Origin of the sequence: Bradyrhizobium sp. 76, from assembly GCF_023073025.1 — a bacterium.
Taxonomy (GTDB): Bacteria; Pseudomonadota; Alphaproteobacteria; order Rhizobiales; family Xanthobacteraceae; genus Bradyrhizobium.
The window spans coordinates 371631-396094 of record NZ_JADPIS010000015.1 but is presented as its reverse complement, the minus strand read 5'-3'; the positions used below and the strand labels follow the sequence as shown (position 1 = coordinate 396094).

Here is a 24464-nt window from a genome sequence, read left to right as displayed (position 1 = left end):
GTCCTCTGGGAAAGACGGCGCCTATTGGTCTTTCTTCTTGTCCTGGAGCGCCTTCAGCACCGCAAAGGGATGATCCGCCGGATCGGGGGCGGTGACCTCGGGCTCAAACACCACCCCCGGCTTCCGCGGATAGGGATCCACCGCCAGGAATAGGGCGTCGGTGGCGAGCCGGCCGAGGTCGATGATGCCATTGACGATCGCCTCCGGGGGGTCGGCGACCTGCTCCCGATCGTCGTGCACCTCCTCCATCAGCTCGGCCAGGCGGCGGACTTCGGCCTCGGGGGCAAATATCAGGTCCACCTCCTCGTCGATCTCGCTCTCCATCGGGTCAAGCGTGACCACACAGGTCTGGCCGATCCGGGCGCGGACGTGCCCCGTGACCTGGATCTGGTTGCCGCTTTTCGGCACGACATCGAAATCCGCCCGGACCGAAACAACCTCGCGCAAGCCTGCCGTCTCAGCCATGGCCTGCCGCTCGGCGGCCGAGGCCTCGAGCTTGCGATGCAGGCCGGTGTCCGGGATCTGTGCAACGATGACGGGCACCTGCCAGGGATCGGGCCCGGATGCGGTAATCGGTCGGCTCATGGCGTGACATCCTCAGGGAGCGCTGGGGGAAACTTGAAAGACGCGGCCAACAATGCGGCCTCGCCGGTCCGGGCGAGGTCGGCCTCGGCAGCCCTGGCATAGGCCGCGAGCCGCTGCGCCTGGTCCATGCCGGCCCCATTCAAGATATTCTTGCAGATCGCCGACGCCAGCGCCTCGCCGCCGCTTTCCATGGCCTGATCGTAGGCCTGGACCCGGCCGTAAAACGCCTCGCCGAAGGCCCGCATCCGCTTCGGCACGGTCTGGTCGCCTATCCCCATCTCGCGCAGATTGTCGTCCATATCCTCGCAGAAGCGGTCGAACAGCGCCTGCGACAGCTCGGTGGCGCCCTGAACCGTGCGCAGACGGCGCAGCAGCAGCCAGAGGTGCAGCAGCAACAGATCGAAACGCCCGTTAACGGTATCCGGCACGCCCAAGTCTCGGTAAAATATGGGTTCTCGCGCCTGCGTCACGATCATGCCATAGATGGCTTCAATGGTGCCCGGCGAGGCTAGGCGGGGTTTCCTGAAGTGATTGAACGGCCAAAGCATTGTGGTTTCCGCAAGCGGGCGCGCGCGTGTTGCATTCAGAGCCTCCGCCCGGTACTTCAGCGCCTCGCGCGACGCAAGGGGACGGAATCAGTTCCGCTATGACGATAACGAACCAGACCAGCCTGCGTGCAGACAAGCGGCGCGGCCTTCAAGCACGTTGGCGCGGCTTGCGCCTGTTCGCGGCCGCGGCCCTGGTTGGGGCTGCGCTTGCGGGCTGCACCGGCGAGCAGTTCCAGAAGGGTTACATCCTGCCGCCCAACGCGCTGGAGCAGATCCCGATTGGCGCGAGCCAGGACCAGGTGCTGATCGTGATGGGCACCCCCTCCACCGTCGCAACCCTCGACGGCGAGGTGTTCTATTACATCTCGCAGCGCTCGGAGCGCATGGTCGCCTTCATGAATCAGAAGGTGGTCGATCAGCGCGTCATCGCGGTCTATTTCGACAAGAACCGGCGCGTGCGCCGGCTTGCGAATTACGGCCTGCAGGACGGCAAGATCTTCGACTTCATCAGCCGCACCACGCCGACGTCGGGCCAGGAGATGAGCTACCTCACGCCGATCTTCAAGCTGCTCAGCTTTAACTGAGCCTTCAGCCTGCGGCTTCGTGCGGCTTGCCGTTGCGCGTCCTGTTCCATACGCTCCATGCAAAACAAGATGCAGGGAGTGGATTCGTGCCCAAACAATTGTTGTCCCGCCGTCGCGTGCTCACCGGTGCTGCCGCCCTCTCGGCCGCAGCGATCCTGCCGCGATCGAGCCTGGCGGACTGGAAGCCCACCGAGAACGTCCGCCTCGTCGTGCCGGCTGCCGCCGGCGGTTCGACCGACGTGATGGGGCGGCTTCTGGCCGCGCACCTGCAAACCGCCTGGGGCCAATCGGCCGTGGTGGAAAATCGCTCCGGCGGCGGCGGCACGATCGGCACGGCCGAGGTGGTCCGCGCCAAGCCGGACGGCCACACCATCCTGATCGGCAATCCCGGCCCGAACGCGATCGCCTACAGCATCTTCAAGAATCTCACCTACAAGCCGGACCAGCTCCAGCCGGTCTCCAACATGATCCGGATCCCGAACATCGTCTCGGCTCATCCCAAGACCGGCATCAAGTCGATCGCCGAGCTGGTCGCCTATCTCAAGGCCAATCCGGACAAACTCAGCTACGCCTCCTCCGGCGTCGGCCAGAGCCCTCACCTCACCGGCGCCTGGTTCCTGCAGCTCACCGGCCTGAAGATGACGCACATCCCGTTCCGCGGCGCCGGTCCCGCGCTCCAGGCGGCGCTCGCCGGCGACATCCAGATCCTGTTCGACAATCTCTATCCGAGCCTGCCGCAGGTGCAGAACGGCACCCTGACCGGCCTCTGCGTCACCACGACCGAGCGTAGCGACCTTGCGCCGAACCTGCCGACCATGCGCGAGAGCGCGCCGGAGCTTGCGGCTTTCGACGTCTCGTCGTGGTTCTCGGTGTTCCTGCCGAAGGGTGTGCAGCCCGCCGTTGTCGAAGCGCTCAACCTTCAAGTGAAGGCGATGCTCGAGCGCGACGACATCAAGAAGAACATCGTGGCCATGGGCGCCCGCGCCGACTACGGCACGCCCGACCAGTTTGCCGCCTTCGTGGACGCCGAGACCAAGAAGTTCGCCGGCATCATCCAGAAGGAAGGGCTGCAGATGGACGTGCAGTAGGCCCCGCTTGTGGCGCTGGGGATTTGAACCAGTTGAATGCTAAGAGGACGGCCGCCGCCAGCGCGACTGCCAACATTGTGCGAGGCCCGGATTGCCCGGAGCCCCTTTGCGTCTTGCCGCAAGTTGGACAAACACTGTCGGCCGCCAACATGTCGCAGCCGCACCGGATACATCTGGTCGTCTCGAACTTCATGGCGACGCTCCCGCAAAGCGGATAACAAAACCCGCGGTTTGCACCGCGGGTTTGTCGCAGGAAAGCTGCCTCTGGTTCAGTGCGCGAGGATCGCCAGCAGCAGCAGCGCCACGATGTTCGTGATCTTGATCATCGGGTTCACCGCGGGACCTGCCGTGTCCTTGTAGGGATCGCCGACGGTGTCACCGGTCACGGCCGCCTTGTGGGCATCACTGCCCTTGCCGCCGTAATGGCCGTCCTCGATGTACTTCTTGGCGTTGTCCCAGGCACCGCCGCCCGAGGTCATGGAGATTGCGACGAAAAGGCCCGTCACAATCACGCCGAGCAGCATGGCGCCGACGGCGGAGAACGCGGCCGACTTGCCGACGGCACCGCCACCTGCGATCGCGTAGATCACGAAATAGACGAAGATCGGCGACAGCACCGGCAGCAGCGACGGAATGATCATTTCTTTGATCGCCGCCTTGGTCAGCAGGTCGACGGCCCTGCCGTAGTCCGGCTTGTCCGTGCCCTGCATGATGCCGGGCTTCTCGCGGAACTGGCGCCGCACTTCCTCGACGATCGCGCTGGCCGCACGGCCCACGGCGGTCATGCCCATCGCGCCGAACAGATACGGCAGCAGGCCGCCGAACAAGAGGCCGACGACGACGTAAGGATTGTTGAGCGAGAAGTCGGGCAGTACGCCCTGGAAGTACGGATACTTCGCGGCGTTGGCGATGAAGAATTTGAGGTCTTCATTGTAAGCCGCGAACAGCACCAGGGCGCCGAGACCGGCGGAGCCGATCGCATAGCCCTTGGTGACCGCCTTGGTGGTGTTGCCGACCGCGTCGAGCGCGTCGGTGGACTTGCGGACTTCCTTCGGAAGACCGGCCATTTCGGCTATGCCGCCGGCATTGTCGGTGACCGGGCCGAAAGCGTCGAGCGCCACGACCATGCCAGCCAGCGCCAGCATGGTGGCGGTCGCAATCGCAATGCCGAACAAGCCGGCAAGGCTGTAAGTGACGAGAATGCCGGCGATGATCACCAGCGCCGGACCAGCGGTGGATTCCATCGAGATCGCCAGGCCCTGGATCACGTTGGTGCCGTGACCGGTAACCGACGACGCCGCGATCGACTTGACCGGGCGATAATCGGTGCCGGTATAGTATTCGGTGATCACGATGATCAGCCCGGTAACGACGAGGCCGACGACGCCGCACTCGAACAGCGCCATGCCGGTATACTTCACGCCTTCCAGCGGGCCGAAACCGATCAGCCAGTAGATGACGCCGGCAACGCCCACGATCGACAGCACGCCGGTCGCGATCAGGCCCTTGTAGAGCGCACCCATGATCGACTGGCTGGCGCCGAGCTTGACGAAGAAGGTGCCGATGATCGAGGTGATGATGCAGACGCCGCCAATGGCGAGCGGCAGGGTCATCATGTTCACCAGCAGCGGCGAGGTCGCGAAGAAGATCGCGGCGAGCACCATGGTGGCGACCGCAGTCACCGCATAGGTCTCAAACAGGTCGGCCGCCATGCCGGCGCAGTCACCGACATTGTCACCGACGTTGTCGGCGATGGTCGCCGGGTTGCGCGGATCGTCCTCAGGAATGCCGGCCTCGACCTTTCCGACGAGATCGCCGCCGACGTCAGCACCCTTGGTGAAGATGCCGCCGCCGAGACGGGCGAAGATCGAGATCAGCGAGGCGCCGAAGCCGAGCGCCACCAGCGCATCGACGACGACACGGTCGTTGGCCTTCAGCCCCATGCCGTGCGTGAGATAGGCGAAATAGATGGTAACGCCGAGCAGTGCGAGACCCGCGACTAGCATGCCGGTGATGGCGCCCGCCTTGAAGGCGAGCTCGAGGCCGCCGGCAAGCGATGTCGTCGCCGCCTGCGCGGTGCGCACATTGGCGCGAACCGAGACGTTCATACCGATGAAGCCCGCCGCGCCCGACAACACCGCACCGATCAGGAAGCCGATCGCAACCAGCATGCCGAGGAAGTAGGCCAGCAGGGCGAAAATCACGACGCCAACCATGCCGATCGTCATGTACTGTCGCTTGAGATAGGCCTGCGCGCCCTCGGCCACCGCAGCCGCGATTTCCTGCATGCGCGGAGACCCCGCATCCGCACTCAAAACCGAAGACGTCGCCCAGATCGCGTAGACGACGGAAAGCACTCCGCAGAGCACAATCAACCATAATGCTGTCATGTGATTTTTTGCCTCAGATCCTTGATGAACGTACCCCCGGCGCCTTTTGTTTTTCCGTCGTGCGGTGCGGCGCCTTGATTTTGAACAAGGCCGCTCCTTGCCCGAAGGCGCGGCCCTAGTCGGTCACGACCTTGCCAAAATCAAATTGAGGGTGCAACGCCAGATAAGCCCGAAAAGCCGATCTCGGCAGGTATTTAGCCGGTCTTGGCAGCCCGGACGCCGGTTTGGCGCAATTCCTAGAAGTGGCTGTAGGACAGTCGCTTCAAGACCAGCTCCTGGCCCTGCCCGTCCAGGAAGCGCGGCCGCTCATGGCCCGCGACGATCGTGCCGATGGCCGTGACGGCAAGGCCGGCCGCCCGCCCCAAGGCAATCAGTGCGTCGCCTTGCGCCGGCGGAACGGTGCACAGCACCTCGTAATCGTCCCCCCCGGCCAGCAGCGTCTCAACGGAAACGACCTTGCCTGCGATCAGGCCGGCGGCAGCGGCCGAGAGCGGCACGCTGGTCACCTCGATCGTGGCCGAGACGCCTGACGCCGCACAGAGCTTGGTCAGGTCTCCTGCAAGCCCGTCGGAGACATCCATCGCAGCCGTTGCATGGTCACGCACGCCGTGCGCGAGAGCATTGCGCGGCTGCGGCACGCGATAGCGCGAGATCAGCGTCTCGCGCGCGTGCGGATCGGAGGCCAGCGCATTCGCCACCGCGCCGCCCTTCAGCACATCGAGGCCAAGCGCGGCGTCGCCGATCGTCCCCGTCACCAGAATACGGTCGCCCGGCTGGGCGCCGGCGCGGCCGACCATCCGCCCCTGCGGCACGCGGCCAAAGGCGGTGATCGAGATCATCTGCGGCCCCGGCGTCGACACCGTATCGCCGCCGAGCAGTGGACAAGCGAAGGTTTTCGCATCCTCGCCGAGCGCGTCCGCAAACGGCCTGAGCCAGGCGTCTTCCCTGCTGCGCAGCGCCAGTGTCAGCACGAAGCCGGCCGGCACGGCGCCCTTGGCAGCGAGATCGGACAGGTTCACCCGCAGCGCCTTGCGCGCGATGGTATCGGGCGGATCGCTGGCAAGATAATGCACACCCTCGACCACCGCGTCGGTGGTGACGACGATGTCGCTGCCGAGTGCCTGCAGGATGGCGGCATCGTCCACCAGCCCGAGCGCGCCGGGATCAGTCGCCAGCGGCTTGAAATAGCGCGCAATGAGGGAGTCTTCGGCGGAGGGATTGTGCGGGCTGGTCATTAGCTCGATCCGTAATCTCCCCGCCGTCATTGCGAGCCAAGCGAAGCAATCCAGACTGCCTCCGGAGATACAGTCTGGATTGCTTCTCGCTACGCTCCTCGCAATGACGATCCCATGGCTACCCCCGCCCGAACTCGTCACCGCGAAACTGGCGGCCGATCTGGTCGAGCACAGCGTTGACCATGCCGGTCTCCTCGCGATCGACGAAGGCGTTGGCGACGTCGACATATTCGGACACGACGACGCGGCCCGGCACGTCCTTGCGATGTTCCAATTCGTAGGCCCCTGCCCGCAGCACCGCGCGCAGGATCGCTTCGATGCGCTTCAACGGCCAGCCCTTCGACAGCGCCTCGTCGATCAGCGGATCGAGCTTCTTCTGGTCGCGCACGACGCCGGAAACGACGTCGCGGAAGAACGCCGCTTCCGCCGGGAGATATGTATCGCCCTCGACCTCGTTGCCGAGCCAGTGGCTCTCGAACTCCGCAAAAATGTCGTTGATGCCGGCACCACCGATATCCATCTGGTACAGCGCCTGCACGGCTGCGAGCCGCGCCGCACCGCGCCGGTTCGCTTTCTTCTCCGTGCCAGCCGGCGGCTTCTTGCTGTTGTCAGCCATGATCAAGCCCGCGCCAGCCGGCGCTTTATGCGCAGCATCGCAATCGCGGCCCGCGCGGCATCGCCGCCCTTGTTCAACTCGCTGGCACGCGCCCGCGCCCAGGCCTGCGCCTCGGTGTTGACGGTGAGGATGCCGTTGCCGAGCGGCAGCTTGCGCGCCACCGCCAAGTCCATCAGTGCGCGGGAGGATTCCTGCGAAACGATCTCGAAATGGATGGTGTCGCCACGGATCACGCAGCCGAGCGCGATCGCGGCGTCGTAGGGCTTGCCATTGGCGGCCGCGGCATCAACCGCGATGGCGATCGCCGCAGGAATCTCCAGTGCGCCGGGAACCGTGATGACGTCGTGGGTCAGACCGGCCGCCTTCAGCTCGGCCACCGCGCCTTCGAGCATCGCGTCCTGGAGATCATCATAGAACCGTGCCTCGACAATCAGCGCGCGTGCGCCGGAAATGTCGGTCTGGTCCTTCAGGGGTGCGCGCCGCGCGTCTGCCATCGTCAAATCCGTTCCACAGGGGTTGGCGCTATGTAGTCGCCACCAGCGGGTAAGCCAAGTTCAAAGACGCCGTCACTTCATTTCCGTCAGCCGCGCCGCGTAGCGGGCCATCAGATCAACCTCGATATTGACCTCATCCCCCGCTTTCCAGCCGCCGATCGTCGTGACCGTCAGGGTGTGCGGGATGATCAGCACGGAAAAGGTCACGTCCTTCACCGTATTAACCGTCAGCGAGACGCCGTCGAGCGTGATCGAGCCCTTGGTCGCGATGAACCGCGCCAGCTCCCGCGTCGTGGAGAGCTCGAATCGCGCCATCTCGGGCAGGTCCTCGCGGCCGACGAGGGTCGCGATGCCATCGGCATGGCCGGCGACGATATGCCCGCCAAGCTCGTCGCCGATCTTGAGCGCACGCTCGAGATTGAGCCTGGTGCCGACCCTCCAGTGCTTGGCGGTCGTTAGCGCCAGCGTCTCGGCCGCGGCATCGACGTCGAACCAGGTCCTCTGAGCAGAGTCCTTGCCGCCTTCGACACCAGAAGCAACCACCGTCAGGCAGACGCCATTGCAGGCGATCGAGGCGCCGTCCGCAATGGTGGTCTGGTCGTAGCGGCAGGCGATGCGCAGCCGGTGCAACTGGCCCCGCGCTGTCGGCGTGAAGCCGACGATCTCGCCGATATCGGTGACAATGCCGGTGAACATTACGCGCGCTCGTAGATGGTGAGAGTATCCTTGTCGAAGGTCTCGCTAGCATGAACCTTATAGGCCTGCGACTGCGTGATTTTCGACAGGGGCAATGCAGCGAGCGCATCCACCCCGTCAGCGCCCACCGCATCCGCGCCGCGGAACAGACATATTTCGTCAACGAGGTCAGCGGCGATGAAGGACGCCGCAACGCGGCTGCCGCCCTCGACCATCAGCCGCGTGATGCCCTTCCCGGCCAATGCATGCAGCACTGCCGCAAGATCGAGTCCCGAGGCGTTGCCGGGCGGCACGCGGATCACCTGCGCGCCGGCAGCACCGAGCCGCGTGGCGGCCGCGGCCTCCGCGAGCTCAGAACCCATCACCCACAGCGGAATCTCGCGCGCGGAGCCTACGAGCCTGCTCGCGCCGGGAATGCGCAGGCTCTGATCGAGCACCACGCGCACCGGCGAGCGCGCCGCCATGCCCGGCAAGCGGCAGTCGAGCTGCGGATCGTCCGCCAGCACCGTGCCGATGCCGACCAGGAGGGCGTCGCTCGAGGCGCGCAGGAGATGCACCCGGTCGCGCACCGCCTCGCCGGTAATCGCGACCGGCTTGCCCCCGGCCGCGCCGATCTTGCCGTCGGGCGAGACCGCGAGCTTCAGGATCACATGCGGGCGATGATCCCTGATGCGGCGGAAATGCCCGGCGTGGTCGAAGGCGGCTTCGCGCGCGCACAGACCCACATCCACCACGATGCCGGCGGCGCGCAGGCGCGCATGACCCTGACCGGCGACTTCCGGATTGGGATCTTCGATCGCGGCCACCACACGCTTGATGCCGGCGGCAATCACGGCGTCGGCGCACGGTGGCGATTTGCCGAAATGCGAGCACGGCTCCAGCGTGACGTAGAGCGTGGCGCCGCGCGCGGCCTCGCCTGCGCGCCGCAGCGCTTCAGGCTCGCCATGCGGTCGTCCGCCTGGTTGGGTCCAGCCGCGGCCGACGATCACGCCATCCTTGACGATGACGGCACCGACGGCGGGATTGGGCAAGGTACGTCCCTGCCCGCGCCTGCCGAGCGCCAGCGCAAGCTCCATGAAGCGCCGGTCGGCATCCCTGGACTCGCGCGCCTTCTGCGCGAATTGATCCTCCAGGATGCGGAAGATCATTTGCGGATCGCGGCGAGCCGCGCTTCCTCCTCACCGGAGAGCTCGCCGAGCACGTCGGCGAAATCCTTGGCCTCGCGGAAATTGCGGTAGACCGAGGCGAAGCGGACATAGGCAACATCGTCGAGCGTGCGCAGATGCTCCATCACGGTCTCGCCGATCACTTCGGAGGAGATTTCAGCCTCGCCCCCGGTCTCGAGCTCGCGCACGATGGTGGAGACCATCTTCTCCACCCGCTCCGGCTCGACCTGCCGCTTGCGCAAGCTGATCGACACCGAGCGCATCAGCTTGTCGCGGTCGAACGGCACGCGGCGGCCGTTGCGCTTGATCACCGTGAGCTCGCGCAGCTGCACGCGCTCGAAGGTGGTGAAGCGGAAATTGCAGGCGACGCACACGCGTCGCCTGCGGATCACGGAAGAGTCCTCGGTCGGACGCGAGTCCTTCACCTGCGTATCGAGACTGTTGCAGTTCGGGCAGCGCATCCGTTGACCTTGACCGGTTTTCTTGGACCTTACTGATAGATCGGGAAACGGTCGGTGAGCGCCTTGACCCGCTCCTTGATCGCGGCTTCCACCAGCGGCGCCTTGCCGTCGGAGGACTGCGCGATCGCGTTGAGGACTTCGGCGATCATACCGGCGACCTGCTGGAATTCAGCGACTCCGAAGCCGCGGGTGGATGCCGCAGGCGTGCCCAGCCGAATACCGGAGGTGACAAACGGCGACTCGGGGTCGAAAGGAATACCGTTCTTGTTGCAGGTGATGGCAGCGCGAACCAGCGCCTTCTCCGAGGCGTTGCCCTTCAGGCCCTTCGGCCGGAGGTCAACCAGCATCAGATGGTTATCGGTGCCACCGGAGACAATATCGAACCCGTGGCCCTTCATCGCCTCGGCCAGCGCCTTGGCGTTCTCGACGACGTTCTTGGCATAGACCTTGAAGTCCGGCCGCAGTGCCTCGGCAAAGGCGACTGCCTTCGCCGCGATCACATGCATCAGGGGGCCGCCCTGCAGGCCCGGGAAGATCGCCGAGTTGAATTTCTTGGTCAGCGCCTCGTCATTCCACAGCATCAGGCCGCCGCGCGGACCGCGCAGCGATTTGTGGGTCGTGGTGGTGGTGATGTGAGCATGCGGCACCGGCGAGGCATGCACGCCGCCGGCGACGAGACCGGCGAAGTGCGCCATGTCGACCAGGAGATACGCGCCGACGCTGTCCGCGATCTCGCGGAAGCGCTTGAAGTCCCAGGCGCGCGAATAAGCCGAGCCGCCGGCCACGATCAGCTTCGGCTTGACCTCCTCGGCCTGCTTGGCGACCGCGTCCATGTCGATGATCTGGTCCTCGCGGCGCACGGTGTAGTGCGCGGCCTTGAACCACTTGCCGCTCATGTTGACGGGGGAGCCGTGGGTGAGATGGCCGCCGGCCGCAAGATCGAGGCCCATGAAGGTGTCGCCGGGCTGAAGCAGCGCCAGAAACACCGCCTGGTTCATCTGGCTGCCGGAGTTCGGCTGCACGTTGGCGAAGTTGGCGCCGAACAGCTTCTTGGCGCGATCGATCGCGAGGTTCTCGGCGACGTCGACCCACTCACAACCGCCGTAGTAGCGCGCGCCCGGATAGCCTTCCGCATATTTGTTGGTCATCACCGAACCCTGCGCTTCCAGCACGGCACGGCTGACGATGTTCTCGGAGGCGATCAGCTCGACCTCGTGACGCTGGCGGCCGAGCTCGCCCTTGATGGCGGCTGCGATTTCCGGGTCAGCCTGCTCGAGCGAGGCGGTGAAAAACGAATCGGGCGCGGAGGCGGTTTTGGCGAAGGTCATCTTGCGAATATCTCCACCGCCGCAGCCTTTTGGCGGGCTACGGGCGGGTCTGGTGTGGCGATCGGAAGCGGCGAGCGCGATCTACCACATCGCCCGCAACAGGCCAAGTAGTTGCGGGTCGGACCGGTGATTTATGCAAGATATGGTGGGATTGGAGGATTTGGACCACGGGGCGGTATCCGGTCGTCCGTGTCCTGAAAGGCCTGCTTTGGGCTTGAAAGGCCGCGCGGGTGCGAGCCAGCCTCTACAGCCCGGTATACCCCGCCTTCACGGGATCCACGCTGCCGTCGAGCTGCCGCAGATAGGTGAGGCCGCAAACCGTCAACCTGTGGGTGTCCTTCTCGCCGGCTTCCATCAACGTATTGAGGTAGTTAGTCACCTTTTCCCGCGCCTCCGCGCTCGCCGCAGACGTGCGGTTGGCGAGCAAATCGTAGGTATGCATGATCCGGTCGATGGCAGCTTCCATGGCACCCTCTGGTTCTTGCCGCGTTTGGGGGTTGAGATCAGGCAACCGCTTTGGCCTCGGACTGCGCCTCGAAGCTGACGATGGCCTTGTTGGCCAGCCTGATCTTGTTGAATTCGCCGTGCTGGAGCAGCTTGATGACGATCTCGAGCAGGCTTTCGTCGGTGACGAGGGTGTCGCGGATCGCGCCGGAGCGGCGAAGATAGTTGGCGGCGATGGCATAGGCCTCGCTCACGAGTTCCACGTTCATCACCCCCACGCCACGCTCGACCAGCATCGTCAGCCTCCGATCCGGAGGAGATAAGTGCCGAACCGGGAACTCGTTCCATGGAATCGGGGATTTTTTTCGCAACCGCGAAATTGAAAAACGCACCGGTCCGGACACAGCCGGGCCGGCGCGCTTGGGGAAGCTCAGGCACGTTGGGAGGCTTGCCGGTCTTGTTGTGGGCCGGCCTGGCCTTGTCCCGTCGAAAAGAACTCAGAGACGATACAGGATCTGGTCGGTCCAGAACCGTTCGAGGCGGTGCAGCGACTTGTTGAGGGTCGAGAACTCCTCGCCCGAGATGCCACCGACCTGCTCCACCGTCTTGACGTGCTTCTGGTAGAGCGAGTCGACGATGCGGCGGACTTCCTGGCCCTGCGGCGTCAGGCGGATGCGCACCGAGCGGCGATCGACGCGCGAGCGCTGATGATCGAGGAAGCCGAGCTCGACGAGCTTCTTCAGATTGTAGGAGACGTTGGAGCCGAGATAATAACCGCGCGTGCGCAGTTCGCCCGCGGTCAGCTCCTTGTCGCCGATGTTGTAGAGCAGCAGCGCCTGCACCGAGTTGATGTCCGCACGGCCGCGGCGATCAAACTCGTCCTTGATCACGTCGAGCAGCCGGCGATGCAGCCGCTCCACCAGAGTCAAGGCTTCCAGATAGAGCGTCTGCACCGAACCCTGCTGGCCGGAGACGCGCTCTGCGGTATCTGCCGCAGTTGCGACGGCTTTCATCATGACACTTCCCCTGTTGTCGTTTTTATCGACACTCATTCGACGAAACTTGTGTCCCGTCTGATAGGTGCAACTTAAGGGGCTCGTTTGAAGATCGGCTTAAATAAGAGAATAAAGAGATCATGAATTTAAGACAGTGAATTGCGGATTAAGCCTGTGCCACAAGCACTTTTCGCAACTCTCTGTTGACTCTCGCAAGGTCCTGTTCACCCTCCGTCCGCCCCGATTGTCGCATTCCAGAACAGCCCCGCCCCGTTTCGAAACGGCCGCGTAAGAGCTGTGGCGGAACACGCTGGTTAGCGAAAACTTACGTCGAATTTTACGCAACCAACCGTCAACCAAGCGCGACATTCTCCTGTCCCGGACCAGCACAGCGAAGCGGAGCGCAGAGCCGGGACACGAGAGTTTGCTATGGTGGCCGTTCGCGGGCGGCCATCCAGGCGAGTGCGAGATAGGCCGCCAGCATGAAGGCTTCGACCCCGACCACAATCAGGCTGCCGCCGTAGATGCCCGGGAACATCAGTTCGATCACCGCCATCGACACCACGGTCGTCAGCCACACCACGGCGCCCCAGGGCGTCGCCAGCCACAGCCCGACCGCGGCAACGAGTTCGATCACGGCGAAGTAGATGGTCGAGGCCTGCCAGGCCATCGACTGGTTCTCGAACGCCTCGTCCTCACCGCCGACGAAGCCCGTCACCTGCGCCCAATGGTAGAGGCCCTTGAGGATCGAGAGCAGCGCCATCACCCGCAGGAACAGCACGAGCCGGCGCGTCCAGACATTGTCGTCGGACTCAGCTCGCTCCGACGAGATCGCCGCCACCAACATTGCGCTGTCTCTGGCATTGTCTCGGACGGCGTCCCTGGCACTGTCGCGGGCCACATCGCGGGTGGAGATCTCGGACATGCCCCCTTCTGGCTGCTTTGCCCCGCAAAATCAATCGGCTGCCATCTTTTGCGACAGGTCAACCCGCGGTGACGGGAACCGTGCGAGCTGGTATAAGAATAATTCCAGCCGGAGGAAGAGTGATGGCGATCAAATACGGGCGTCCGATCGAATTGCGCGAAGTCTCGCGCCGGGATGGCACTGGGGCCTCCCCTGCCCTCGATCTGACCGTGCGCCCGCGCCGCAACCGCAAGGCCGAATGGGCACGGCGCATGGTGCGCGAGAACGTGCTCACGACGGACGATCTGATCTGGCCGCTGTTTCTGATCGACGGCAACAACAAGCGCGAGCAGATCGCCTCGATGCCGGGCGTCGAGCGTCTCAGCGTCGACCAGGCCGTGCGCGACGCCGAACGCGCGATGAAGCTCACCATTCCCTGTCTCGCGCTGTTTCCCTACACCGACCCGTCCCTGCGCGACGAGGAGGGCTCGGAAGCCACCAACCCGAACAATCTGGTCTGCCAGGCGGTGCGCGCGATCAAGAAGGAGTTTCCGGAGATCGGCATTCTCTGCGACGTCGCGCTCGATCCCTTCACCAGTCACGGCCATGACGGCCTGATCTCCGACGGCAAGATCCTGAACGACGAGACGGTCGCCGTGCTGGTGCGTCAGGCGCTGGTGCAGGCCGAAGCCGGCTGCGACATCATCGCGCCCTCCGACATGATGGACGGCCGCGTCGCCGCGATCCGCGAGGGCCTGGATCGCACCGGGCTGCTTGACGTGCAGATCATGGCCTATGCCGCAAAATACGCCTCCGCCTTCTACGGCCCGTTCCGCGACGCCATCGGCTCGGCCAAGACGCTCACTGGCGACAAACGCACCTATCAGATGGACAGCGCCAACACCGACGAGGCGCTGCGCGAGGTCGAGCTCGACATCGCCGAGGGCGCCGACATGGTGATGGTCAAGCCCGGCATGCCCTATCTCGACGTCGTCCGCCGCGTGAAGGACACGTTCGCAATGCCGACCTTCGCCTACCAGGTGTCCGGCGAATACGCGATGATCGCGGCCGCCGCCAACAACGGCTGGCTCGACGGCGACCGCGCCATGATGGAGAGCCTGCTCGCCTTCAAGCGCGCCGGCGCCGACGGTGTGCTGAGTTATTTCGCACCGAAGGCGGCGGAGAAGCTGCGGGCACAGGGGTAGACCCCAAGGTCGTCCCGGCGAAGGCCGGGCACATGTGTCTCTTCATCGTCGTCCTGGCGAAAGCCAGGACCCACACCGCGTGATCTCTCGATTCCGATCGGTCGCAGTACCGACGATCAATCTTCGCCAAACATCTCCTTGGGGTAATGGCTCCTGGCTTTCGCCAGGACGACACCGAGGGCGTGCCACCACGACTTCCGCCGCCCCCGAATCGCCGGAATATTTCGGCTTGTTAATCCCGGCGCCCTTGGCACGCGGACGGCCTGTTCCCATGTCCTGCCACGGGAGTCCTGCCACGGGAGTTTCCCTCGGGAGAACGGTTATGTCGTATTCGGACTCGGGCAATGCCTGGCGCAATGACGGTGGGGCGCAGCCGCACGCCTACGATCCCTATCTGCACCCGGAACTGTTCCGCGGCGTTGCGACGCGGCGGGTGTTCGCCTTCCTGATCGACATGGTCGTGATCTCGGTGCCGGTGATCCTCGGCTACCTCTTCATTGCGGTGTTCGGCGTGGTCACGCTCGGCATCGGCTGGGCGCTTTTCTGGCTGGCTTGGCCGGCCTCCGTGATCTGGGCCATCGTCTATTACGGCGCCTGCATCGGCGGTCCGTCGTCCGCGACCATCGGCATGCGCGTGATGGATCTTGAATTGCGCACCTGGTACGGCGCGCCCGGCTATTTCGTGCTCGGGGCCACCCACGCCGTGCTGTTCTGGGTGACCGTCTCGTTCCTGTCGCCTTTCGTCGTCCTGGTCGGCCTCTTCAACGGCCGCAGGCGCTTGCTGCAGGATTTCGTGTTGGGAACGGTCGTGATCAACAATTCCGTTCGTGCGCCGGTGCCTCAAGGCGCCAGGACCTACTGATCAGCGACCTTTCGATCAAGGACCTACTGATCAACCAACCTGGATCAAGAACCTATCAACCTGGACCCGCTATGCTGTCCGATCTGACCTGCCGAGTAGACCGATTGACCGGGGGCTTTCGTGGCGCGATGCTGATGCACATTTTGGAGGCCCACGACGTCCCTTGACCCAGCACTCGCGCGACACCCCACAATTTTACCTCACGGCGCCCTCCCCCTGCCCCTATCTGCCGGGCCGGCACGAGCGCAAGGTGTTTACGCACCTCGTAGGTGAGCGCGCCGGTGACCTCAACGACCTCCTGACCCACGGCGGCTTCCGTCGCAGCCAGTCGATCGCCTACCGTCCCGCCTGCGACCAGTGTCGCGCCTGCGTCTCGGTCCGGGTGATCGCCAACGAGTTCCGCCCCTCCCGCAACTTCCGCAAGGTGATCGCGCGCAACGCCGACATCATCGGCGAGCAGCGCAGCGCGGTGCCGACATCCGAGCAATATTCGGTGTTCCGCGCCTATCTCGATTCCCGTCACCGCCATGGCGGCATGGCCGACATGACCGTGCTCGACTACGCCATGATGGTCGAGGACAGCCACGTCGAGACCCGTATCATCGAGTACCGCAAGCGCGGTCCCGACAGCGGCATCACCGGCCGGGGCGAAGAGCTGATTGCGGTCGCGCTGACCGACGTGCTCAGCGACGGCCTGTCGATGGTCTATTCGTTCTTCGAGCCGGGCGAAGTCAGCCGCTCGATGGGCACCTTCATGATCCTCGACCACATCGCTCGGGCGCGCCGGCAGGGATTGCCTTACGTCTATCTCGGCTACTGGATCGAGGGCTCCAAGAAGATGGACTACAAGGCCCGCTTCCTGCCCCAGCAGCGCCTCGCGCCGTCAGGCTGGCTGCGCATTGACGCGCAAGGCGATGCGACGTCCGAGCCGCAGGATTGATCGGCATACCCGTTCGCCTGCGGGCGACCAATATGCAAGGGCCGTAAGCAGAAGAGACTACGGAGGCATCCTTGTCCCGGACTTACGATCTAATCGCACAGGCCATTATCGAACGACTTCAGGTGCACTGCTCGTATCAGGGTCACCCGCGTGCCATTTGTCCCGCGTTGCTTGGCCATACGAACGGCGAGGAATACACACTTGCCTTCCAATTCTCTGGCGGCTCCAGCAAAGGACTTCCTCGCGCAGGCGACTGGAAGTGCCTAAAGATCGCCGAGATGAGGAAGGTCGAGCTTCGTTCAGGCAAGTGGCACGCCGGCTCGAGTCATCGCGAAAGTCAGCAATGCGTGAAAGAGGTCGACCTCGACGTCAATCCGCTCAGCCCATACAAGCCGAAACGCCGTCACGGCCCTGATTGATCACCCGAACAGCGTATCCGCGAGCAGCTTCAGGTTCAAAACCACGATGATGCCGGCAACGATCCAAGCGATCGCCGCGACCCACGCCGGGATTACGAACTTGCCCATCTTGCGGCGGTCCGAGACGAACCGCACCAGCGGGATCACGGCGAAAGGCAGCTGCATCGACAACACGACCTGGCTGAATACCAGCAGATCAGCCGTGCCGCGTTCGCCATAGATCGCGGTGACGACGATCACGGGAATGATCGCGATGCCGCGCGTCAGCAACCGGCGCGCCCAGCTCGGCAGGCGCAAATCGAGAAAGCCTTCCATCACGATTTGGCCGGCAAGCGTCGCCGTCACCGTTGAATTCAGGCCCGAGGCGAGCAGCGCCACCGCGAACAGCGTCGAGGCGATGCCGAGCCCGAGCAGCGGCGACAGCAGCTCGAACGCCTGGCCGATCTCGGCGACATCCGAATGGCCGCTCTTGTGGAACGTTGCCGCGGCGACGACGAGGATCGCGGCGTTGATGAACAGCGCCAGCATCAGGGCGATGGTGGAATCCGTCGTCGCCCATTTGATCGCCTCGCGCCGGCCTTCGTCGTTGCGCTCATAGGCGCGCGTCTGCACGATCGAGGAATGCAGATAGAGATTATGCGGCATCACGGTGGCGCCGATGATGCCGATCGCGATGTAGAGCATCTCCGGGTTGGTGAAGATCTCGGTCTTCGGCACAAATCCCCTCAGCATCTCGGCCACCGGTGGTGCGGCCGCGGCAAGCTGGACCGTGAAGCAGACCGCGATCACAACGAGCAGTGCGATGACGAAAGCTTCGAGGAAACGGAAGCCACGGTTCATCAGGATGAGCAGCAAGAAGGCATCCAGTGCGGCGATCAGCGCGCCGCCGATCAGGGGAATGCCGAACAGCAGCTTCAGGGCGATCGCCGTGCCGATGACCTCGGCGAGATCGCAGGCGATGATCGCCGCCTCGCAGGCAAGCCAGAGCAGAAAATTCACGGCCGGCGAATAGGTCCCGCGGCAGGCCTGCGCGAGGTCGCGGTCGGTGACGATGCCGAGCCGTGCCGCCAGTGATTGCAGCAGGATCGCCATCAAATTCGAGAGCAGGATGACCGAGAGCAGCGTGTAGCCGAACTTCGATCCACCGGCGAGGTCGGTCGCCCAATTGCCGGGGTCCATGTAGCCGACCGACACCAGATAGCCCGGGCCGACAAAGGCGAGCAGGCGCCGCCACCACACCCCCGCGATGGGGAGGGCGACCGAGGCATTCACCTCGGCCAGGCTCTTGGTCGCAGGCGCGTCATTGCGCCAGCCGGCGGCATCTCGGGTCAGATCGGGAGAGCGAGCATCCATGCGGCGAGAATACCGAAGTCGAGCCTTATTGCAACTCATTTGCAACTGCATCTAGGCGGGTGCGTTCCGGTGGCGGTCGCTATGTGTCGCCCCTGTCGGGAAGCGGGTGGGTTTGGCCGTCATCAGAGGCGGATACTGGCGCCAACCCGACTTTGCAGGAAATGAGCCATGTCAAATCCCCCGCGCCTCCCCGAGACATTCAACCGCCTCGCCTGGTCGAACCTGGCGGCACAGTCGGCCGAACAGATCGCGCTGGCCGCGGCCCCCATCGTCGCGGTGCTGACGCTCGGCGTCGCCGAGGGCCAGACCGGCCTGCTCCAGACCGCGCTGACCCTGCCCTTCGTCCTGTTCGCGATACCGGCCGGCCTGCTGGCCGACCGCATCTCCCGCCGTTCGCTGATGGCGGGCGCCGAGGCGCTGCGGGCCGCGGCCCTTGCAGCGATCGTGCTGCTGCTGGCACTCGGCGCGCTCAATGTGCCGCTGCTGGCGCTGCTCGGCTTTGCCGCCGTGTGCGGCACCGTCGTCTACAGCGTGGCCGCGCCGGCGCTGGTGCCCTCCCTGGTGAGTTCGGACCTGTTGCCGGCAGCCAATGCGCGGATTGAGCTCGCACGCACCATCGCCTTCGCCAGCGGCCCTGCGCTCGGCGGCGTGCTGGTCGGGTGGTGGGGCGCGAGCCCGGCCTTCGGCTTTGCGGCCGCGCTGTCCGCGATCGCCGTCGTGCTGCTCTCCGGCATCTACGAGCCCGACCGCACGCCGGCCCCACGGCGGCATCCGTTCCAGGACATCCGCGAGGGCGCGGCCTTCGTATTTCATCATCCGCTGCTCCGGCCGGTGTTCATCACCCAGTTCATCTTCAACACCGGATGGTTTCTGCAGATCGCGGTGTTCGTGCCCTACGCCGTACGTCACCTCGGCCTGACCGCTGCCGGCATCGGCACCGTGCTGACGATGTACGGTGTCGGCATGGTGATCGGCGCGCTGTTCGCCACGCGCGTGATGAAGCGCATCGCGTTCGGCACGGTCGTCGGCCTCGGCCCCGTCACCGGCTTCGTCGCGGCGGTGGTGATGGCGCTGACGGTGCTGGTCCCCTCGCCCTGGCTTGCGGCCTTGAGCTTCTTCCTGCTCGGCGTCGGGCCGATCCTGTGGGTGATCTCGACCACGACGTTGCGTCAATCGGTAACGCCGCCGCGCCTGCTCGGCCGCGTCTCCGCCATCAACATCATGAGCTACGGCGCCCGCCCGGTCGGCTCGGCGCTGGGTGCGGTCGTCGGCGGCCTCTGGAGCGCGGAAGCGTGCCTCTATCTCGCCGCCGCCGTATTCGGCGTGCAGGCGCTGGTGATCTGGCTCTCGCCCGCCGTGGCGCTGGACCGGCAGCCGGACATGGTGGGCGATGAGGTGGCGGCGCGGTGTTAGCTGCACCGTCATTGCGAGCGAAGCGAAGCAATCCAGAATCCGTCCGCGGAGACAGTCTGGATTGCTTCGTCGCAAGAGCTCCTCGCAATGACGGAGTATGTTGAAGCAGCCAGCCTAGCCCGCCAGATACCGCTCGTAGCTCCCCGTCACCGGCTCGCTCGCGTCCACCTCCGGATCGAGCGTGTAGAGATCCTGCGCGCGGCCAATGCCACGCAGCGCATAGCGGCCGGTGGAGACGAGGTAGCGGCGGCCGGTGGCGTCGAGGCCCTTGTAGAATTCCGCCGAGGCCAGCAGCTCGCGATCGACCGAACGGCTCATCGAGGCGATGCGACTGACCTCGTTCACGGTCGGACCGACCACGGTGAAGTCGAGCCGGTCCTCGCTGCCGATATTGCCGTAGAAGACCTCGCCGACATGCAGGCCGATATAGGCGGACGTGGTGGGACGGCCCTCGGCCCCCCGCCTCAGGTTCAGCGCAGCGACGTTCTTGCGGAATAAATGCTCGGCGCGCAGCGCCGCGCGCCGGGCATGCGCCATGTCCTCGCCGGTGAACATCGCGAGCACGCCGTCGCCGATCAGCTTCAAGACGTCGCCACCGGCATCGTGGATCGCGTCGATCACGGCCTGCGCATAATCGTTAAGGAACGGGATGATCTCGTCGGGGCCAATGCTCTCGCTGATTCCGGTCGAGCCGCGCAGATCCGAATACCACAGCACGGCGTTGATGCGCTCGGTGACGCCGCGCGAGATACGTCCGCTCAAGACCTGCTCTGACGCATCGCGTCCGAGATAGACGCGGCCGAGCGTGCGCGCGATGTCGACCTGCTGCGCCGACTTGATCGCGAGCCCCAGCACCGGCACGAGGTCGCGCAGCGCGGCGAGCTCGCCTTCGGCGAAGCCGCTGTCACGTCGCGTTGTCCAGGAGGAGTAGAGGCAGTCCATCTGCCCGAGCGCTCCAGTCTCCCCGAAGCGGTGCACAAAGGCCAGGAAATGGCGGTGACCCGTTTCAGCGAGCTCGCCGATTTGCGAGAAATCGAGCGTGGGCGCGTCGGCGAGATCGATCACCATCTCGTCGTGACCATGCTCGAGCAAATGATAGAACACCGACCGGCGCCAATTGTTGGCCGCGTCGCCCTCGGCCGTCGAGCCGTATTCGACGACGTCGCTCTCGTTGGTCGGCGTATCGCTCCAGCGGAAGGCGCGCCCCTCGTAGATAGGGTGCAGCGTATCGATGACGACAAGCCCACGCGAGAGTTCCAGCCCCTCGGCGCGGCAGCGCTCGCAGAAGCCGCGCAGCAGTTCGGGTTCGGGCAGGCCGGTGAGCCCCTGGCCGGCCAACCAGTTCATCAGCGCAACGCGCGAGGTCAATTGCATGCGCCATTATGCCGTGCATTCGTGACGAGCGAAAGGCGGCGCGCGGACCTTGCGTCGCCAAGGCTCCCGCTCACGGCCAGGCTCCCGCCCGCGGCAGGTCGCATATGTCGCGGACGCTGTTGACGCGCTGCCGCCTCGGGCCGCAAATGCGAATGGTGACGCCGATCAGAAATACGGGGATATGAGCCAGCGCCAGCTTCCGATCATTCTGGCGCTCGGTACCACGCAGACCCTGGCCTGGGCCTCGAGCTACTATCTGCCGGCGCTGCTGGCCGATCCCATGGCGCGCGATCTCGGCATCTCCTCCAACTGGGTCTTTGGCGCGTTCTCGGCCTCGCTGGTGATCTCGGCGCTGCTCGGGCCGCGCATCGGGCGACAGATCGATCTGGTCGGCGGCCGGCAGGTCCTCTCGGTGTCGAACCTGACGATCGCCGCCGGCCTCGTTCTGCTCGGCCTCTCGCAATCGGTGGCGGTGATGGCAATGGCCTGGCTCGTGCTCGGCATCGGCATGGCGATGGGGCTCTACGACGCCGCCTTCGCCGCGCTCGGTCGCATCTACGGCACCGAGGCGCGCAGGCCGATCACCGGCATCACGCTGATGGCGGGCTTTGCATCGACCGTCGGCTGGCCGCTCACCGCCTGGGGCCTCGCCCATATCGGCTGGCGCGACACCTGCTTCGCCTGGGCCACTGCCAATATCCTGATCGGCCTGCCGCTCAACTTCTTCTTGCTGCCGACGATCAAGGGCGCCAGGCAGGCTGCGGCGGCAGAGAAGCCGCATCTGCCGCTCGACCGCACCATGGTGCTGCTCGCCTTCATCTTTGCGGCAGTCTGGACCGTCACCGGCGCGATGGCCGCGCATTTCCCGCGCATCCTGGAGACGACCGGCGCGACGCCGGTCGAGGCGATCGCGGCCGGTGCGCTGATCGGCCCGGCGCAAGTGGCCGCGCGGGTTCTGGAGGCAGGCTTCCTCAGCCGCTTTCATCCGCTGTGGTCGACGCGGCTCGCCTGCCTCACCCACCCGATCGGCGCCGTGGTCGTTGCGATCTTCGGCGGCGCCGCGGCCAGTGCGTTTGCGCTGTTCCACGGCTCCGGCAACGGCATCCTGACCATCGCGCGCGGCACGCTGCCGCTGTCGATCTTCGGCCCCAAGGATTTCGGCTATCGCCTCGGCATCATCGGCGCGCCGGCACGGATGGCGCAAGCCGTGGCGCCGCTGGCCTTTGGCCTGCTCATCGACGTCATGGGCGCCAAGGTGCTGATCGTCTCATCCGCGCTCAGCCTCTCGGCGCTGGCCGCGCTGTTCATGATCCGCGCGCAACCGCGGCCGGATTGACCGGGCCGGAGCTTTCGCGCACAAGCGAAGCATGACCGAAGACACGCGCCCGCCCCGCACATTCAAAGGCCTCCTGCGCTGGGCGACCACGCCGCCGCAGGCCTGGGGTGTCTATCTCCTCGCCATCATCCTGGTCTGGCTGATCTCCTTCTACGCCGGCTCGCTGAAGCCGAAGAAGGCGCCGGAAGCGAGCCCGCCCGCCGTGACCGCACCGCGCAACTAGGCCGGCTTCGTTTCGCCGGTCGCGATCCAGATGCCGGCGAACACAGCGACCAGCCCGATCAGAAGGTTGGGCGTGATCGGCTCGCCGATCAGCAGCGCGGCCAGCAAGGTGGCGGCGATCGGGTTGACCGTCATCGTATTGGCGACCCGGGTCGGCGTTGCCCGCGCCAGCGCCATGACCCAGAGGATGAAGGCGAGCGCACCGCCGCCGATGCCGAGATAGACGCCGGCAATCCACTGCCCCATCGTGAAATGATCAAGCGCTGCAAAGCTGCCCTTCACGGAACCCGCGAGCACCAGCACGGCGGCGCCCGCACCCATGCCGACCGTGAGAAAACCAAGCGGGCTGGAGCGCTGCATCAGCGGCCGCGACAGCACGTTGTAGAACGCCATGCAGAACACGGCACCGCTCATGATCAGCTCGCCGCGCCAGGCGCCCGGCGGGCTTTGCGCCAAGCCCGCCGCCAGCGCCGCCGCCACGCCGAGCACGGCGATGCCGACACCAATGATCTTGCGCGCCGTCAGCCGCTCGACGCCGAGCATGGCGCCGACCACCATGGTGTGGAGCGGCAGCGTCGCAAGCGCGAGACTGGCGCGCGCGGCGGTCGTGTAGGAGACCGCGATGTTGTAGAGGATGAAGAACAGGCCGAAAAAGCAGATGCCGAGCAGCGCCACGGCCGGCCAGTCGGACCGCTGCGGCCAGCGCACGCCGAACAGAACCGCGCACGGCAGGAGGCAGAGAAAGCCGATCCCCCAGCGCAGGATCGCGAGCAGGATCGGATCGGCGCCGCCGACCAGATAGCGGGTGATCGCCGCGGCCGTGCCGCCAAGGCTGCTCGACGCCAGCGCGATCGCAACCCCGGCCCACTCACCCACAATCGTCTCCCGTTGCGGAGCTTGTTGAGGGCGCTAGCACGCCCCTGCTGCCACCGTAGTGGCAACAGGGGCGTCGCGGGAAGCTAGTCGTAAAACTCAGGCGCCATCTTCTGGCTGTCGCGCTGGACCTTGTCGTGGTTGATCCAGAGCTGCGCCTTCTCCTTACTGAGCGTGTCGGCGATCTTCTGCATCGAGGCCGCGCTCTGGTCCTTGTTGGCGTTCATGCTGGGCACGCGGCGGTTGTCCCAATTGTCCTTGAAATGCACGGCGTCGCCCGACAGTACGACGGCGCCGGTCTTCGGCAGCTTCACCAGCAGCGATTGATGTCCCGGCGTATGGCCGGGCGTCGACAGGATGGTCACGCTGCCGTCGCCGAACACGTCCTTGTCGCCCGCAAGCAGCTCGACCGGATGCGAGGGCTTGAATCGCGGCTCGTTGTTGGCGCCGGGCCAGTCATACTCGGCCTTCTGCACGTAGAGCGTGGCCTGCGGGAATAGCTCGACATTGCCGGTGTGGTCGGGATGCGTGTGCGAGACGGCCATCATCTTGACGTCACCGGGCTTGAGGCCGAGCTGTTCGAGCTGGGCGGCAAGCGTCTTCGGCCGGCGCCAGGTCACGGCCTTGGGATCGGCGGGCGTAAGGCCGTTCGGCATCGCGGCGACTGCGTCGGCGATGCCGGTGTCCCACAGGAACCAGCCCTTGGCGTGCTTGACGAGATAGCAGCTGTCGACGAAGTCCATCGTCTTGCCCTCGTTAAGGCCGGGCGTCCAGCGCGAGATGTCGCCGGCGGTGCCCTCCCCGCAATTGAGCACGTAGAGCTTTTCGACACCGGTCTTTTCCGATTGCGCCAGCGCCGCATGGCCGGACAGGGCAAGCGCAGCGACGGCGAGAGCGAGCGTGATCCTTGACGTCATTCGTTCCTCCCTTGCA

General features: G+C 65.2%; 27 protein-coding genes. 9 read left to right on the top strand and 18 right to left on the bottom strand.

The annotated features are described in order from the left end of the window. Nucleotides 1–21 precede the first annotated feature (21 nt). Together IVB48_RS02805 and IVB48_RS02800 are read right to left on the bottom strand one after the other, a co-directional pair. Nucleotides 22–585 (bottom strand): DUF177 domain-containing protein, encoded by a 564-nt coding sequence (locus IVB48_RS02805; protein ID WP_247397220.1) that lies wholly within the window; start codon nt 583–585, stop codon nt 22–24. Continuing rightward, on the bottom strand, nt 582–1133 hold the full coding sequence (locus IVB48_RS02800; RefSeq protein ID WP_247397217.1) for a ubiquinol-cytochrome C chaperone family protein: 552 nt from the start codon (nt 1131–1133) through the stop codon (nt 582–584). Before IVB48_RS02800 ends, IVB48_RS02805 begins: the two co-directional genes overlap by 4 nt. A gap of 98 nt (nt 1134–1231) precedes the next feature. Between IVB48_RS02800 and IVB48_RS02795 the strand changes: the two genes are divergently transcribed. Together IVB48_RS02795 and IVB48_RS02790 are read left to right on the top strand one after the other, a co-directional pair. Continuing rightward, on the top strand, nt 1232–1717 hold the full coding sequence (locus IVB48_RS02795; protein WP_027567256.1) for an outer membrane protein assembly factor BamE: 486 nt from the start codon (nt 1232–1234) through the stop codon (nt 1715–1717). A gap of 86 nt (nt 1718–1803) precedes the next feature. Continuing rightward, nucleotides 1804–2805: a tripartite tricarboxylate transporter substrate binding protein gene (locus IVB48_RS02790; RefSeq protein ID WP_027567257.1), complete on the top strand. Its 1002-nt coding sequence runs from the start codon at nt 1804–1806 to the stop codon at nt 2803–2805. 269 nt (nt 2806–3074) lie between these two features. On the opposite strand, the gene IVB48_RS02785 is transcribed toward IVB48_RS02790, so the two are convergent. The 12 genes from IVB48_RS02785 to IVB48_RS02730 form a co-directional block, all read right to left on the bottom strand. Continuing rightward, nucleotides 3075–5195 carry a sodium-translocating pyrophosphatase gene (locus tag IVB48_RS02785; protein ID WP_027567258.1) on the bottom strand — a complete coding sequence of 707 codons (2121 nt, stop codon included), beginning with the start codon at nt 5193–5195 and terminating at the stop codon, nt 3075–3077. Nucleotides 5196–5431: 236 nt separating this feature from the next. Continuing rightward, entirely contained in the window at nt 5432–6430 is a 999-nt protein-coding gene (gene thiL, locus IVB48_RS02780; RefSeq protein WP_247397216.1) for a thiamine-phosphate kinase, read from the bottom strand. 118 nt (nt 6431–6548) lie between these two features. Next, on the bottom strand, nt 6549–7046 hold the full coding sequence (nusB, locus tag IVB48_RS02775) for a transcription antitermination factor NusB (protein WP_027567260.1): 498 nt from the start codon (nt 7044–7046) through the stop codon (nt 6549–6551). Nucleotides 7047–7048: 2 nt separating this feature from the next. After that, nucleotides 7049–7540, bottom strand: a complete 492-nt coding sequence (gene ribH / locus IVB48_RS02770; RefSeq protein WP_007611095.1) for a 6,7-dimethyl-8-ribityllumazine synthase — start codon at nt 7538–7540, stop codon at nt 7049–7051. 72 nt (nt 7541–7612) lie between these two features. Then, nucleotides 7613–8236 (bottom strand): riboflavin synthase, encoded by a 624-nt coding sequence (locus IVB48_RS02765; RefSeq protein WP_247397214.1) that lies wholly within the window; start codon nt 8234–8236, stop codon nt 7613–7615. Continuing rightward, nucleotides 8236–9384, bottom strand: a complete 1149-nt coding sequence (gene ribD, locus IVB48_RS02760; RefSeq protein WP_247397212.1) for a bifunctional diaminohydroxyphosphoribosylaminopyrimidine deaminase/5-amino-6-(5-phosphoribosylamino)uracil reductase RibD — start codon at nt 9382–9384, stop codon at nt 8236–8238. The genes IVB48_RS02765 and ribD overlap by 1 nt, the downstream gene beginning before the upstream one ends. Further along, nucleotides 9381–9863: a transcriptional regulator NrdR gene (gene nrdR, locus IVB48_RS02755; protein WP_007603426.1), complete on the bottom strand. Its 483-nt coding sequence runs from the start codon at nt 9861–9863 to the stop codon at nt 9381–9383. Before nrdR ends, ribD begins: the two co-directional genes overlap by 4 nt. 29 nt (nt 9864–9892) lie before the next feature. Continuing rightward, complete coding sequence (glyA, locus tag IVB48_RS02750) at nt 9893–11191, bottom strand: serine hydroxymethyltransferase (protein WP_247397210.1); 1299 nt, start codon at nt 11189–11191, stop codon at nt 9893–9895. Between the two features lie 244 nt (nt 11192–11435). Continuing rightward, nucleotides 11436–11657 carry a hypothetical protein gene (locus IVB48_RS02745; protein WP_007603423.1) on the bottom strand — a complete coding sequence of 74 codons (222 nt, stop codon included), beginning with the start codon at nt 11655–11657 and terminating at the stop codon, nt 11436–11438. Between the two features lie 37 nt (nt 11658–11694). Further along, nucleotides 11695–11931: a hypothetical protein gene (locus IVB48_RS02740; RefSeq protein ID WP_027567265.1), complete on the bottom strand. Its 237-nt coding sequence runs from the start codon at nt 11929–11931 to the stop codon at nt 11695–11697. Between the two features lie 201 nt (nt 11932–12132). Then, complete coding sequence (locus tag IVB48_RS02735) at nt 12133–12651, bottom strand: MarR family winged helix-turn-helix transcriptional regulator (protein WP_007603420.1); 519 nt, start codon at nt 12649–12651, stop codon at nt 12133–12135. 406 nt (nt 12652–13057) lie between these two features. Continuing rightward, the gene (locus IVB48_RS02730; protein ID WP_247397208.1) at nt 13058–13555 is read right to left on the bottom strand and encodes a DUF6163 family protein; all 498 of its coding nucleotides are present in this window, start codon (nt 13553–13555) and stop codon (nt 13058–13060) included. 122 nt (nt 13556–13677) lie between these two features. Between IVB48_RS02730 and hemB the strand changes: the two genes are divergently transcribed. From hemB to IVB48_RS02710, 4 genes are all read left to right on the top strand, one after another. Beyond that, nucleotides 13678–14739, top strand: coding sequence for a porphobilinogen synthase (gene hemB, locus IVB48_RS02725; RefSeq protein ID WP_247289350.1), 1062 nt, complete (start codon nt 13678–13680; stop codon nt 14737–14739). A gap of 322 nt (nt 14740–15061) precedes the next feature. Beyond that, nucleotides 15062–15601: an RDD family protein gene (locus IVB48_RS02720; protein ID WP_007611123.1), complete on the top strand. Its 540-nt coding sequence runs from the start codon at nt 15062–15064 to the stop codon at nt 15599–15601. 163 nt (nt 15602–15764) lie between these two features. After that, nucleotides 15765–16541 (top strand): arginyltransferase, encoded by a 777-nt coding sequence (locus tag IVB48_RS02715; protein WP_018458387.1) that lies wholly within the window; start codon nt 15765–15767, stop codon nt 16539–16541. A gap of 71 nt (nt 16542–16612) precedes the next feature. Then, nucleotides 16613–16960 carry a hypothetical protein gene (locus tag IVB48_RS02710; protein ID WP_247397206.1) on the top strand — a complete coding sequence of 116 codons (348 nt, stop codon included), beginning with the start codon at nt 16613–16615 and terminating at the stop codon, nt 16958–16960. Here the strand turns inward: IVB48_RS02710 and IVB48_RS02705 are convergent, their stop codons facing one another. Further along, nucleotides 16961–18313, bottom strand: a complete 1353-nt coding sequence (locus IVB48_RS02705) for an Nramp family divalent metal transporter (RefSeq protein ID WP_247289349.1) — start codon at nt 18311–18313, stop codon at nt 16961–16963. It abuts the gene before it with no gap. 168 nt (nt 18314–18481) lie between these two features. Here IVB48_RS02705 and IVB48_RS02700 point away from each other — a divergent pair, with 168 nt between their 5' ends. After that, the gene (locus IVB48_RS02700; RefSeq protein ID WP_247397204.1) at nt 18482–19726 is read left to right on the top strand and encodes an MFS transporter; all 1245 of its coding nucleotides are present in this window, start codon (nt 18482–18484) and stop codon (nt 19724–19726) included. 114 nt (nt 19727–19840) lie between these two features. On the opposite strand, the gene IVB48_RS02695 is transcribed toward IVB48_RS02700, so the two are convergent. Next, entirely contained in the window at nt 19841–21100 is a 1260-nt protein-coding gene (locus tag IVB48_RS02695) for an adenylate/guanylate cyclase domain-containing protein (RefSeq protein ID WP_027567270.1), read from the bottom strand. A 181-nt stretch (nt 21101–21281) separates the two neighbouring features. Here IVB48_RS02695 and IVB48_RS02690 point away from each other — a divergent pair, with 181 nt between their 5' ends. Together IVB48_RS02690 and IVB48_RS02685 are read left to right on the top strand one after the other, a co-directional pair. After that, nucleotides 21282–22436 (top strand): MFS transporter, encoded by a 1155-nt coding sequence (locus tag IVB48_RS02690; protein ID WP_247397202.1) that lies wholly within the window; start codon nt 21282–21284, stop codon nt 22434–22436. Between the two features lie 31 nt (nt 22437–22467). Beyond that, nucleotides 22468–22659 carry a hypothetical protein gene (locus IVB48_RS02685; RefSeq protein ID WP_027567272.1) on the top strand — a complete coding sequence of 64 codons (192 nt, stop codon included), beginning with the start codon at nt 22468–22470 and terminating at the stop codon, nt 22657–22659. Here IVB48_RS02685 and IVB48_RS02680 read toward each other — a convergent pair. Beyond that, nucleotides 22656–23534, bottom strand: a complete 879-nt coding sequence (locus tag IVB48_RS02680; protein WP_247397199.1) for a DMT family transporter — start codon at nt 23532–23534, stop codon at nt 22656–22658. The genes IVB48_RS02685 and IVB48_RS02680 overlap by 4 nt on opposite strands. 83 nt (nt 23535–23617) lie before the next feature. Next, nucleotides 23618–24448, bottom strand: a complete 831-nt coding sequence (locus tag IVB48_RS02675) for an N-acyl homoserine lactonase family protein (RefSeq protein WP_247397196.1) — start codon at nt 24446–24448, stop codon at nt 23618–23620. Between the last annotated feature and the right edge of the window lie 16 nt (nt 24449–24464).